Below are 12,301 nucleotides of genomic sequence, written 5' to 3' on the forward strand. Positions count from 1 at the left end.
GGCAGATCCTCCCTGTCGGCAAGCTCACGTATCACTCGCGTGGGCAGGCGCATAAAATTTGGGTTACTTAACGGTAGTTAGCGTCAGCGTCACTGCATCTTTGGAGCGTGAGACACCTTGGCCGGATCGGCTGATTTCGACCTGTACCGCCCGTCCGAGGAGCACGACATGCTCCGGGACGCGATCCGCTCCCTGGCCGAGGCGAAGATCGCGCCGCATGCCGCGGCGGTGGACGAGGAGGCCCGCTTCCCCCGGGAGGCCCTGGACGCGCTGGTCGCGGCCGACCTGCACGCCGTGCACGTACCGGAGTCGTACGGCGGCGCGGGCGCGGACGCGCTGGCCACGGTCATCGTGATCGAGGAGGTGGCGCGGGTCTGCGCGTCCTCGTCCCTGATCCCCGCGGTCAACAAGCTCGGCTCGCTGCCCGTCATCCTCTCGGGCTCCGAGGACCTGAAGAAGAAGTACATGACGCCGCTGGCCAAGGGCGACGGCATGTTCTCGTACTGCCTCTCCGAGCCCGACGCGGGCTCGGACGCGGCCGGTATGAAGACGAAGGCGGTCCGGGACGGCGACTTCTACGTCCTGGACGGCGTGAAGCGCTGGATCACCAACGCCGGCGAGTCCGAGTACTACACGGTGATGGCCGTGACCGACCCCACCAAGCGCTCGAAGGGCATCTCCGCCTTCGTCGTCGAGAAGTCCGACCCGGGCGTCTCCTTCGGCGCCCCGGAGCGCAAGCTCGGCATCAAGGGCAGCCCGACCCGCGAGGTCTACCTCGACAACGTCCGCATCCCCGCCGACCGCATGATCGGCGAGGAGGGCACGGGCTTCGCCACCGCGATGAAGACCCTGGACCACACCCGCATCACGATCGCCGCGCAAGCGCTCGGCATCGCGCAGGGCGCCCTCGACTACGCGAAGGGTTACGTCCAGGAGCGCAAGCAGTTCGGCAAGCCGATCGCCGACTTCCAGGGCATCCAGTTCATGCTCGCCGACATGGCCATGAAGATCGAGGCCGCCCGCCAGCTCACGTACGCGGCTGCCGCCAAGTCCGAGCGCGGCGACAAGGACCTCACCTTCCAGGGCGCGGCGGCCAAGTGCTTCGCCTCCGACGTCGCCATGGAGGTCACCACGGACGCCGTCCAGCTCCTCGGCGGCTACGGCTACACCCGTGACTACCCGGTCGAGCGCATGATGCGCGACGCCAAGATCACGCAGATCTACGAGGGCACGAACCAGGTCCAGCGGATCGTGATGGCCCGCAACCTGCCGTAGGCGGTTCCGGAACATGTGTGAGGCCCCGGCAGCCAGTTGCTGCCGGGGCCCTCACACATGTTCCGGGTCTCGTGCGTCCTACCGGTCGCTCGTCACCGTGACCTTCTCGTCGTTCTTCAGCTGCTCGACCAGCTGCTTGACCTTGGCGGTGTCCCACTGGAGGTTGCCGTTGCCGGTGTTGCCCGAGATCGGCATGTTCATGGACTTGCCGTCACCGCTGGTCACGCCCTTCATGGCCAGGAACATCGAGCCGAGGTCCCACAGGGACATGTCCTTGTCGACGGTGAGGGTGTCGAGGCCGGAGCTGAGCGTCGGGTAGAGCTTGAAGGGGTTCAGGACCGTGGACGGGGTCGCCGTCTGGTTGGCGAGCGCCGAGAGGAACTTCTGCTGGTTCTTCGTACGGTCCAGGTCGCTGCCCGCGAGCGCGTACCGGGTCCGGACGAAGGCCAGGGACTGCTCGCCGTTGAGGGTCTGCTTGCCCGCCTCGAAGTCGGCGCCGGACTTGGTGTCCTTCATGCCGCCCTTGGGGATCTCGATCTCCACGCCGCCGACGGAGTCGACGATCTTGGCGAAACCGGCGAAGCCGATCTCCGCGTAGTGGTCGATGCGCAGTCCGGTGTTGGCCTCGACGGTCCGCACGAGCAGCTCGGGGCCGTCCTCCGCGTACGCCGCGTTCAGCTTCACCTGGCGGCCGGTGCCCTGGAAGGTCTTGCCGGACTCGGAGCCCTTGAAGGTGGGGATCGTGACGTTCGAGTCGCGGGGCAGCGAGATCATCGTGTTCCCGTTGTCCCCGACGTGCAGGATCATCATCGAGTCGGTGCGCTTGCCGTCGGCCGAGCCCGTGTGGAGCTTCTTCTTCTCCTCGGCGGACATGCCCTCGCGGCTGTCGGAGCCGACGATCAGGTAGTTCGTGCCCTCGCCCGCGTCGGGACGGTCGATGACCTTCGACAGGTCGACGTCCCGGTTGAGCTTGGAGTCGGCCCAGAAGTACGTGCCCACGGTCACCACGACGAACAGCGTGACCACGGTGATCGAGATCCACTTGATCCGCTTGCGCCAGTTCGGCGCGGGGCGGCCGGCCCGGCCGTCGGGGCCCTGCGGACCGCCGCCGCCCCCGTAGACCTGCCCCGTGTTGTAACCGCCGTAGCCGTCGTCACCGTGACCGTCGGTGTACGACTGCTGCGGCGGGACCCCGTGAGGAGGCGCCGAGGAGTGCGGGGCGCCGGCCGGGCCGCGCTGCACCTGACGCATCACGCGGGCGCCCTCCGGCTGGGTGCTCGCACTGCCGTAGCCGTGGCGCTCGCCACCGTGGTCTCCGGATCGCCCCTGGGGCCAATCGTTCATGCGACCCAGTGTGCAGTGCCCGAGGGTGTGGCATACAAGGGTCTTCGGAAAATCGGATCAGGGCTGTTGCCAAGCTGATGCAAAGCGCGTCCGGCGCGCCCCGGCATAGGGTGGGCGGCATGACAGACCAGGCCACCACCCCGGAATCCGATATTCCGGGCAAGCCGACTTCGGCGTCCCGCACCACGCTCAGCCACATCATGAGCCACAACGACACCAACCTGCTGGGGACGGTGCACGGTGGAGTGATCATGAAGCTGGTCGACGACGCGGCCGGCGCGGTGGCGGGTCGGCACTCCGGAGGGCCTGCCGTCACGGCCTCGATGGACGAGATGGCGTTCCTGGAACCGGTGCGGGTGGGTGACCTGGTCCATGTGAAGGCGCAGGTCAACTGGACCGGGCGGACGTCCATGGAGGTCGGGGTCCGGGTCCTCGCCGAGCGGTGGAACGAGTCGACGCCGCCGCAGCAGGTGGGGTCGGCGTATCTCGTCTTCACGGCGGTGGACGCGGACGGGAAGCCGCGGCGGGTGCCGGCTGTGTGCCCGGAGACCGAGCGGGACGAGCGGCGGTACCAGGAGGCGCAGATCCGGCGCCGGCACCGGCTTGCGCGTCGGCGGGCGATTCTGGACCTCCGCGAACGCCGCGCGGCAGAGGGCCTGGACTAGCCGTCCGCCCCCACCAAAAGCCTGCGCAGTTCCCCGCGCCCCTAAAAAGCCAAAAGATTGCGCCGTTCCCCGCGCCCCCAAAGACCAAAAGCCTGCGTAGTTCCCCGCGCCCCCAAAAAGCCAAAAGCCTGCGCCGTTCCCCGCGCCCCTGATGGGGCGCAGCCCCCTAGGGGCGCGGGGAACGGCGCAATCTTTTCAGGGGCGCGGGGAACTGCGCGGACAGACCCCGCCGGGTCGCGCCGGGGCTACGTCGGGGGGCAGGTCACCTGGTCGCCGGTGACCGCCCCGAACTCCCCCTGCGTCGGATCCTCCGCCCGCACCTTGCGAACTCCCGAGAAGTCCGCCCCCACCAGCACCTTCATCACGGGCCCCTGCCCGGTGACCGCGTGCAGCTCACTCCCAGGCAACGCCGCCGCGAGCGACTTCGCGGACCGGTCCCACCGCGGGTCGTACCGCACGACGGTCCGCCGCAACGTCCGGTCCTGCGCGTTCACCGGCGCCCGCGACGTACGGAACCCCGTCCCCGCCAGCCCGCTGTCGACCCGCCGCCCCAGCCCCGCGGTCATGGTCCCGTTCTCGACCTGCACCCGGATCTGCTGCGGAGCCACATCGACGCTGCGGGCCTTGGACCGCACCCGGTGCGGAGCGAGCGGCTTGTCGTCGCGCAGGGTCCTGAAGAGCCGCCCCGCCTTCTTCGGATCCCACTTCAGCGTCGAGCCGATGCCCTTGACGGCGTACCCCATCTGTCCGATCGGGACCGTCGTGAACTCCGAGGACGACGGCGAGAAGCCCCGCATCGCCCGCCCCAGGTCGACGAGTTCGTTCGTCCCGAAACCCCGGTCCGCCCGCACCGAGCCCAGCACGGACTGCGTCACCTCACGGAACCTGATCGGGTTGAGCAGCACCCCGGACGACGTGGCCCGCGCGATCAGCGCCGCCAGGAACCGTTGCTGACGCTGCATCCGGCCGAGGTCGGAGGCCCCGTCGACGTGCCGTGAACGCACGTACTGCAGCGCCTGGCCGCCGTCCAGGTCGTGCGTCCCGGTCGCGAGGTCGAGCCCGGTGACCGTGTCCTTCAGCGGCCGGACCGTGCAGATCCGTACCCCGCCGAGCACGTCCACGGTCTTCATGAAGCTGATGAAGTCGACCTCCAGGTAGTGGTCGATCTTCACGTCCGTCATCTTCTCGACCGTGCGCACGGTCAGTTGCGGCCCGCCCTCCGCGTACGCGGCGTTCAGCTTGACCGGGTGCGCCCGGTGCCGCTCGCCGGTGGTCCGGTCGATGTGCGGGGGCGTCTCGGCGTACGAGTCGCGCGGCAGACTCACCACGCTGGCCCGCCGCCGGTCCTCGGAGAGGTGCACGATCATGACCGTGTCCGTGCAGTGGCAGGGGGCGCCGCCGAGCCGGTACTTCTCCTTCTCCGCCGGGGTGATCCGGTCCCGTCCGTCGGTGCCGACCAGGAGCACGTTCATGCCGTGGCCGCGGGCGGGCCGGTTCTTCATGTCCTTGAAGGGGTCGATCCGGTTGATGTCGGAGTCGAGGCCGGTGACCACCGCGTGTCCGACGCCGGCCGCCGCGAGCACCGCCACGGACAGCGCGGTCGCCGCCCGCATGGCCCACTGCGGCCGGCCGCCCCGTACGGGCTGCCGCACCGGGCGCTGTCGTGGGGGAGGAGCGGGGGAGCTGGGCGGGGTGGACAAGGCGGACACCTCCGCGTAGGCCGGGTGTGGGGGTCCGTGAGCACCGTAGGCCCATACGATCTGCTGCCCGGTGCAGGGACCGGGCGGCGCGCGTCCGTGTCCCCCATTCGCGGTAACGTAATCCGCGATGAACGCCGAACCCGCCGTGCAGCTTCCCGCCGTGTCCGTGATCATGCCCGTCCTCAACGAGGAACGGCATCTGCGCGGAGCCGTCCAAGCGATCCTCGCCCAGCAGTACGCGGGCGAGATGGAGGTCGTGATCGCCATCGGTCCCTCCACGGACCGTACGGAGGAGATCGCGGCCGAACTGGTGCGCGAGGACCCCCGGGTGCACACGGTCCCGAACCCGACCGGCCGCACCCCCGCCGCCCTGAACGCCGCGATCAAGGCCTCCCGCCACCCGGTCGTCGTCCGCGTCGACGGGCACGGCATGCTCTCGCCGAACTACATCGCGACCGCCGTGCGCCTCCTGGAGGAGACCGGCGCGCAGAACGTCGGCGGCATCATGCACGCCGAGGGCGAGAACGACTGGGAGCACGCGGTCGCCGCCGCCATGACCTCGAAGATCGGCGTGGGCAACGCGGCCTTCCACACGGGCGGCCAGGCCGGTCCCGCGGACACGGTCTACCTGGGCGTCTTCCGGCGGGCGGCGCTGGAGCAACAGGGCGGCTACAACGAGGAGTTCATCCGCGCCCAGGACTGGGAGCTGAACTTCCGGATCAGGGAGGCGGGCGGCCTCATCTGGTTCTCGCCCGAGCTGCGGGTCTCGTACCGTCCGCGCCCCTCGATGCAGGCGCTGGCCAAGCAGTACAAGGACTACGGCCGTTGGCGCCATGTCGTGGCGCGCTACCACTCCGGCTCCATCAACCTGCGCTATCTGGCACCGCCGACGGCGGTCGTCGCGATCGTCCTCGGCCTCGTGGTGGGCGCGGCGGTGACCCCCTGGGGCTTCCTGGTCCCCCTCGGCTACCTCGTCGCGATCGCGCTGGGCTCGCTGCCCGCGGGCAAGGGACTGCCCCTGAAGGCGCGGCTGCGGATCCCGGTGGCGCTGGCGACCATGCACATGTCGTGGGGCTGGGGCTTCCTCACCAGCCCGAAGGCGCTGGCCCGCAAGGTCATCGCGTCCCGCCGCCCGGCGGTACTGAGCGAGACCTGAGCGCCGCACACCCGAACTGCCGAGGGGCCGCGACCGCTGTCGTCAAGACAGTGGCCGCGGCCCCTCGCCGCTGTGCCCGGTACCGCCGCCTCAGTACTGGTACGGCTTGTACACCGGCATACAGGCGTCCTTCTCCGAGCCGTTGAGGGCGTCCGCGCTCTCGGGCAGGTCACCCGCGTCGGGAGTGTCCTGCTTCGGATAGGCCGTGCCCTCCCGCCAGTCGCTGCCGATCGTCAGCGTGGTGGTGACCGCGTCGGCCGTGGCACGCACCTGACCGCTCGGCACCCCGACCGCCTTGGCCACGGACAGCGCGTTGGCCCTGCCCTGCGCCCCCGCGCTCTTCGGGTACGTGATCTGCGTCCGCGAGCTGGGATCGGCCTGCGCGCTCGCGGTGGCCTTGGTGAACCCCTTGCCCTGCAGGGCGCCCGCGATCGCCGTGGCCCGGCTGCCCACCGGCGCCTGCTCGCTGTCGTCGCCCGCGGTGCCGTTGACGACCGTGACGGCCAGCCCCTCGGCGGGCGCCGCGGCCGGCCCGGTCGCCGCCGGGCTCCCGGACGCGCCGTCCTTGCCCTTCCCGTTCTTCCCGCTCTTGCCGCCCTTGTCGAAGGACACGTCGTTGCGGATCATCGACCACACCTTGTCCGCGTCCGTGGGCTTGGGGATCAGGTGGTTCGCGTTCAGCGGGTCCGTCACGGTGGGCATCGTCGTCATCGTGAACCGGTCCGTCGGCACGGACTTGAGCTTCATCCCCAGGTCGTACAGCTTCTTGACCGTACCGATCTCCTCGGAGACCTCCAGGGAATCGGTGGCCGCCTCGGCCAGACCCATCAGCCTGCCGCTGTCGGTGAAGGCGTTCTGGCCCTTCAGCGTGCGGATCATCGAGTTCATGTACATGTGCTGGGCCTTGGCACGGCCCAGGTCGCTCTCGAAGGCGTGCCGGGTGCGCAGCCACTGCAGGGCCTGCTTCCCCTTGACCTTGTGGCTGCCCGCCTTCAGCTTCAGACCGGAACCGCCCGGGACGCCCGGCAGCGGACGGTCCCACACGTTCTGCTCCACGCACACCTCGACGCCGCCGACGGCGTCCGCCATCTTCACCACGCCGCCGAAGTCGACCATCATCCAGTGGTCGATGTAGACACCGGTGAGGTTCTGCCAGGTGGCCAGGGTGCAGCCGGCACCGCCGCGCTGCAGCGACATGTTGATGATGTTGGTCGTCTCCGGGTACGTGTCCCCGGTCTCGGGGTCCTCGCACTCTGGGATCTTCACCCGGGTGTCCCGGGGGATGCTCACCACGGAGGCGCTCTTACGGTCCGCGGAGACGTGCACCAGCATCTGGACGTCGGCCAGCGGCTTGCTGCCCACCTGGTCCTTGCTGCCGCCGAGCTTCACGTTCTCTTTGGAGTTGCGGCTGTCGGAGCCGAGCAACAGGACGTTCAGCGGTGTCTGGCCGGCCGCGTTGGGCTCCGCCTTCTTGACGTCCGACTCGCCGTTGTTGCGCTTGCCCTTTTCTATGTTGCCGTTCAGATGGCGGTAGTAGAGGTATCCGGCGCCGGCCGTCCCGAGTATCAGCACCGCGAGGACCAGCGCGAACCACCGGAGTACGCGCCGGGGTTTGCCGCCCGGCCGTCTCGCCCGTCTGCCGCCGTCCCCGCCGTCGTCGCCGTTCCCGCCCGACGCGGTCCGCGCCCGCGGTACCCGCCGCGCCTGCGAGGAGCCGCCGCTCGATTCCCCCGTATCCGGGGAACCGTCACTGCGGCTCCGCTCTCCCGCATGCGAGGCGCGTGGAGGAGCCCCCTCCCCACGCACACTGCTCTGCGCCATGTCCCTGCCTCCCCACCCTGCGCCTGACACAGGTCCGTCCTACGCCCTGTGAGACGTAGGACGGACCTGTTAGGTCACTTGGCGCACTCGACCTTGTCCGCCGTGGACTTCTCGACGTCCTCCGGCGCCGTCGACGGAGTGGTCAGAGAGACCCCGGCCCCCTTGAAGTCCTCACCGAGGGTCAGCGTGATCGCAGGGAGACCCTGGGAGTTGGTCACGCTCTTGCCCGGCTTCATGGCCGATCCGGACAGACCCATGAGATCGGCGAGCCTGCGTGCCTGATCGGCCTGGTCGGGAGCGTACTCGACGGTTGTCTTCTTCAGCGTCGCCCCGGCGTTGCCCGCGTTCTCGGACTTCGTGATGCCCTCTTCGAGCTGCAGCCAGTTGAGGGTCTCCTGCGCGGAACCGGCGACCGCGCCGCCGTTGAGGACCCGCACACGGACGTCGGCCGGATCGGCCTTGCTGCCCTTGAGGCGGGCGGCCTCGGCGGCCTTCTCCTTCTTCTTCTCCTGCTTGACCGCGGTCAGCGAGACGTCGTCCTTGATCAGGGCGAACATCTCCTTGGCCTTGGCCTCCTGGAGGACCACCGTGGCCTTGACCTTCTCGGCAGGGTTGTCGGCCACCGGCACGGTGGTGAAGGACAGGTTCTTGGTGGGGAACTTGCCCAACTCGGTACCCAGGTCACGCAACTTGGTGATGCTGCTGATCTTCGAGTCGACGGTCAGCGCCTTGGTGCCCGCCTCCGCCAGCTTCAGCATCTTGGTCGGACTGGTGAGTGTGTCGTTCGACTTCAGCTTGCGCATCAGGGAGCTGAGGAACTGCTGCTGGATCTCGATCCGGCTGAGGTCGCCGCCGAAGCCCACGGAGTGGCGCGTACGGACGAAGGCGAGCGCCTCCTCGCCCTGGATGCTGTGCTCGCCCTTGGACAGCTTCAGATGGGAGTCCGGATCGTCGATGTCCTTGGCGAGACACACGTCCACGCCGTCGACCGCCGCGGTCAGCGTCTTGACCGCGTTGAAGTCGGCGATCATGAAGTGGTCCATCGTGACGCCGGTGAGCGCGGTGACGGTCCGCATCGTGCAGCTCGGCGTCCGGCCCTCCTGGCCCAGGCTCTCGTTGAAGCGCGTGTTCGGCGTGCCCGGGATGACCTTGGTGGAACCGTCCTCCTGCTCCGTCGGGCAGTCCGGGATGTCGGTGATCAGGTCACGCGGGATGCTCATCGCGGTGGCGTTCGTACGGTCCTTGGAGACATGCAGCAACACCGTGGTGTCGGCATGGCCGGGGCTGTCCGAGTCGCCGTACCCGTTGTTGCCGTCACCGGTGCGCTTGTCCGTGCCCACCAGGAGGACGTTGATCGCCCGGTCCTTGCTGAAGCCGCCGGTTCCCGCGCCGTCGTCGGAGACGGACGTGATGTTGCCGTTTAGATGCTTCCAGTAGAGGTACCCGGCGGTACTCGTCCCCACCAGCAGGAAGGCCATCGTGCCGCCGGTCCAGAGCAGTATCTTCTTGCCCCGCGACTTCTTCGGCCGGCCCTTCCGCCTGCCCGGAGGCGGAGCCTCGGGCGCACGGCGCCTGCGCGGCCCGGGCACGCCGGGCTCCGGCGCCTCCTCCGGTGTTCCCTTCCGTTCCCGGCCGGGAACGGCGCGCCCGCGCGGGGGCGCCGCGGCGCCCGCCGCTCTGCGGGAACGGGGGCCCGGAACGGTCGACGACTGCGGTGCGGAATTCTGCAGTCGCAGTTCGTAGTCGCCGGTGTCCGGATTGAGTACCCACTGGTCTGCGGGGTCGATATCGTCCGCCCGCCCACGGCCTTGCGCGTCCACGGTTGCTTGAGTCCTCCGTCGGGGCCACGCGGCGTCTTTTCCCCCTCGTAAAGACGCTCGGTCAGTCGGTCCAACCAGTGCGCGACTCCCAGGACTGACCTCGGACGGGGTGCACCGGATCGCTCACACTATCCGGCCGGATCAGCGTCGAGCGACGACGGTGACGAATTCCACGTCCCTACAACCGGGCAATCCGCCCAATTCTTTGAACGTACGTTCCCGCTCTTGGTGTGCCCTTTACCCAGAGGCCTGTTCGGGCACTAACCGCACACATCCTCGGCGGCCGTGTTTCCCCGGAAAGTCGGCGCGGGACTCGGTGTGGCGTCCGGCCTGGCCGAGGTCCCGTCGGCACGCTTTTCGCCCGATGTGCCGTGGTCCGCACCCGAACCGGACCCGGAACGACCCTTTTCGGCCCCGTTGCCCGGCCGATAGCGCTCGAAGTCGTACGAATAACCGTGCCGGTCCGGGTCGTCGACGGGTTCCGGTGTACTCCTCTTTGCGCCGGAATCCTCCGGAACTTCCGTCGCGACCTCCAGCGGAGCGTCCCTGCGCAACCGCTCGAAGAGTTTCTGCGCATCGGGTTCCACGAGCTGGTCGCGATTGGCGTCGAGAGCGTACGACTCCCTCGGCACGGTAAGGAATTGCACCCGTTCGGTGGGGATGTCGCGCATGCCGCGCACCAGGTCGTACAACCCCCGCAGGTTCGCAAGGCCGGGGTCGGTCGTGAGGGACGACGTGGCCGCGTCCAGCACGGGATAGAGCTTCGCGGGATTCAGCAGTACGTCGTTGCTGCGCACCTTGTTGACGAGCGCGCCCAGGAAACGCTGCTGGCGGTCCATCCGGTCGGTGTCGCTGCCGTCGCCGATGGTCTTCCGGGCCCGTACGTAACCGAGGGCCTGCTCGCCGTTCAGCCGCACCTTGCCCGCGGGCAGCCGCAGTTTCGCGGCGGGGTCGTCGATCGGCTCCTTCAGGCACACCTCGACGCCGTCGACCGCCTCGACCATGTCCTTGAACCCGTGGAAGTCCACCACCATGTGATGGTCCACGCGCACGCCGGTCAGCTTCTCGACGGTACGGATCGTGCAGGCCGGACCGCCCTTCTGGAAGGCGTTGTTGAACATCGAGAACACCGGCGCGGTGCGGGCGCCGCCCGGCCGGCGGCAGCCCGGTATGCGGACCATGAGGTCGCGCGGCAGCGATACGGCGGTGGTGCTGCGCCGGTTCGCCGCGAGGTGCAGCAGGATCGTGGTGTCGGAGCGCTCGGTGCCGGAGTCCCTGCCGTACTCGCTGTTGCCGTCCCCGGACCGCGAGTCCGACCCGATCAGCAGGATGTTCTGCGCGGCGTGCACCAGCGCGGTGGGCCGTTCCTTCTCGTAGCGGGCGAGTTCGGCGGCCGTGTCGTCGTCCGAGGTGATGTTGGCGTTCAGCTTCTCGTACACCGCCCAGCCGGTTCCCGCGGCGCCCACGAGGGTCACGCCGACACCGACCCCCACCCACCGCACCCACCGCCTGCGCCGCCGCATCCCACCGACCACCCCGTCACCACGCCCACTGACCACGCCGCCACCTCCTCCCACCACCCATGCCCTCTACGACCATGACGCGGGTCGGGGCGAGGGGCCCCTGGCTGATGAGCCGAACGGGGGACGCGGCGGTCAGGGGCGCGGGGAACTGCGCAAAGGGGGGCGAGGGGGCGAAGCCCCCATGCGGTGACGGTGGGGGAGGGCAGGGGCGGCGGGGGCGAGAGAACGCTTACCGAGCCATCGATGTGACCCGCTCATCCTCGACCCGCTTGGCAACCGCATCCTCCCCCAACCGCTCAAGGTTCCGGCACAACACCACGGACCCCCCCACAGCCAACGGCGCGTACAACCCCGCACTGACCCCTTCCCACGTGTCAAAGGACAACGCGGACAACACCCGCCCCCCAGCCCCCACCAGCCCAAACCCACCCCCGTCCCCCCCAGCCCGCGCCACAACCTCCGCCCCCGAAAACTCCGCCCCCGCGACGACCAACGCCGCGGCCTCGGGGTCCACAGGCCCGTACGGCCGGAACACGTCCCCCTGCCCGGGCACCTCGACCGCGTAGTCGACGTATCCCCCCGGCACCTGCGCGAAGCGACGCCCCAGCGGCGCGAGCGACAGCGCCACCCGCTCCCCGGAGCACGCGAGCCCCGCCTCGAACTGCCCGGGCCCGGCGACCACATGATCGGCGTCCGCCGCGTCGCCCCCGACCTGCGCCACGACCCCCGCCGAGGAACACGCGAGCAGCCACACCGCCGTCTGCCAGTGCGCGGGCAGCAGCAGCGCCACCCGCTCGCCGGGCTCGGCGCCCAGTTCGCCCTGGAGCAGATTGGCGGTCTTGGCCACCCAATTGGCGAAGGTGGCCACGGACAGTTCCACGCGTTCGCCCGTGGCGTCGTCGTAGAAGGTCACCAGGGGGCGCGCGGGATCGGCGGCGAGCGCGGATCGCAGCAGGTCGGCAGGGGTGCGGTCGATGGCGGTCACGGGACGCAAGCG

General features: G+C 69.5%; 9 protein-coding genes. 3 read left to right on the top strand and 6 right to left on the bottom strand.

The genetic code is table 11. The annotated features are described in order from the left end of the window. Positions 1–117: 117 nt before the first annotated feature. Positions 118–1,275 carry an acyl-CoA dehydrogenase gene (locus K3769_RS26095; protein ID WP_267028731.1) on the top strand — a complete coding sequence of 386 codons (1,158 nt, stop codon included), beginning with the start codon at positions 118–120 and terminating at the stop codon, positions 1,273–1,275. Between the two features lie 78 nt (positions 1,276–1,353). On the opposite strand, the gene K3769_RS26100 is transcribed toward K3769_RS26095, so the two are convergent. Further along, positions 1,354–2,619: an LCP family protein gene (locus tag K3769_RS26100; protein WP_267028732.1), complete on the bottom strand. Its 1,266-nt coding sequence runs from the start codon at positions 2,617–2,619 to the stop codon at positions 1,354–1,356. Positions 2,620–2,738: 119 nt separating this feature from the next. On the opposite strand from K3769_RS26100, the gene K3769_RS26105 reads away from it, so the two are divergent. Next, positions 2,739–3,284 carry an acyl-CoA thioesterase gene (locus tag K3769_RS26105; protein WP_267028733.1) on the top strand — a complete coding sequence of 182 codons (546 nt, stop codon included), beginning with the start codon at positions 2,739–2,741 and terminating at the stop codon, positions 3,282–3,284. 245 nt (positions 3,285–3,529) lie between these two features. Here the strand turns inward: K3769_RS26105 and K3769_RS26110 are convergent, their stop codons facing one another. Continuing rightward, on the bottom strand, positions 3,530–4,984 hold the full coding sequence (locus tag K3769_RS26110; protein ID WP_282566252.1) for an LCP family protein: 1,455 nt from the start codon (positions 4,982–4,984) through the stop codon (positions 3,530–3,532). A gap of 127 nt (positions 4,985–5,111) precedes the next feature. Here K3769_RS26110 and K3769_RS26115 point away from each other — a divergent pair, with 127 nt between their 5' ends. Then, complete coding sequence (locus K3769_RS26115; protein ID WP_267028735.1) at positions 5,112–6,140, top strand: glycosyltransferase family 2 protein; 1,029 nt, start codon at positions 5,112–5,114, stop codon at positions 6,138–6,140. A gap of 90 nt (positions 6,141–6,230) precedes the next feature. Here the strand turns inward: K3769_RS26115 and K3769_RS26120 are convergent, their stop codons facing one another. The 4 genes from K3769_RS26120 to K3769_RS26135 all read right to left on the bottom strand — a co-directional run bounded on the left by K3769_RS26120 (position 6,231) and on the right by K3769_RS26135 (position 12,289). Beyond that, entirely contained in the window at positions 6,231–7,961 is a 1,731-nt protein-coding gene (locus tag K3769_RS26120; RefSeq protein WP_267028736.1) for an LCP family protein, read from the bottom strand. Between the two features lie 74 nt (positions 7,962–8,035). After that, on the bottom strand, positions 8,036–9,781 hold the full coding sequence (locus K3769_RS26125; protein ID WP_267028737.1) for an LCP family protein: 1,746 nt from the start codon (positions 9,779–9,781) through the stop codon (positions 8,036–8,038). A gap of 260 nt (positions 9,782–10,041) precedes the next feature. Beyond that, the gene (locus K3769_RS26130; RefSeq protein ID WP_267031549.1) at positions 10,042–11,304 is read right to left on the bottom strand and encodes an LCP family protein; all 1,263 of its coding nucleotides are present in this window, start codon (positions 11,302–11,304) and stop codon (positions 10,042–10,044) included. Positions 11,305–11,533: 229 nt separating this feature from the next. Further along, entirely contained in the window at positions 11,534–12,289 is a 756-nt protein-coding gene (locus K3769_RS26135; protein WP_267028738.1) for a TIGR03089 family protein, read from the bottom strand. Between the last annotated feature and the right edge of the window lie 12 nt (positions 12,290–12,301).

Source organism: Streptomyces ortus (genome assembly GCF_026341275.1).
GTDB classification, from domain to species: Bacteria; Actinomycetota; Actinomycetes; order Streptomycetales; family Streptomycetaceae; genus Streptomyces; species Streptomyces ortus.

Bases quoted from the DNA above. Each gene is read 5' to 3' on its own strand.
- K3769_RS26100 (WP_267028732.1), bottom strand. From the start codon at position 2,619: ATGAACGATTGGCCCCAGGGGCGATCCGGAGACCACGGTGGCGAGCGC.
- K3769_RS26105 (WP_267028733.1), top strand. From the start codon at position 2,739: ATGACAGACCAGGCCACCACCCCGGAATCCGATATTCCGGGCAAGCCG.
- K3769_RS26115 (WP_267028735.1), top strand. From the start codon at position 5,112: ATGAACGCCGAACCCGCCGTGCAGCTTCCCGCCGTGTCCGTGATCATG.
- K3769_RS26120 (WP_267028736.1), bottom strand. From the start codon at position 7,961: ATGGCGCAGAGCAGTGTGCGTGGGGAGGGGGCTCCTCCACGCGCCTCG.
- K3769_RS26130 (WP_267031549.1), bottom strand. From the start codon at position 11,304: ATGCGGCGGCGCAGGCGGTGGGTGCGGTGGGTGGGGGTCGGTGTCGGC.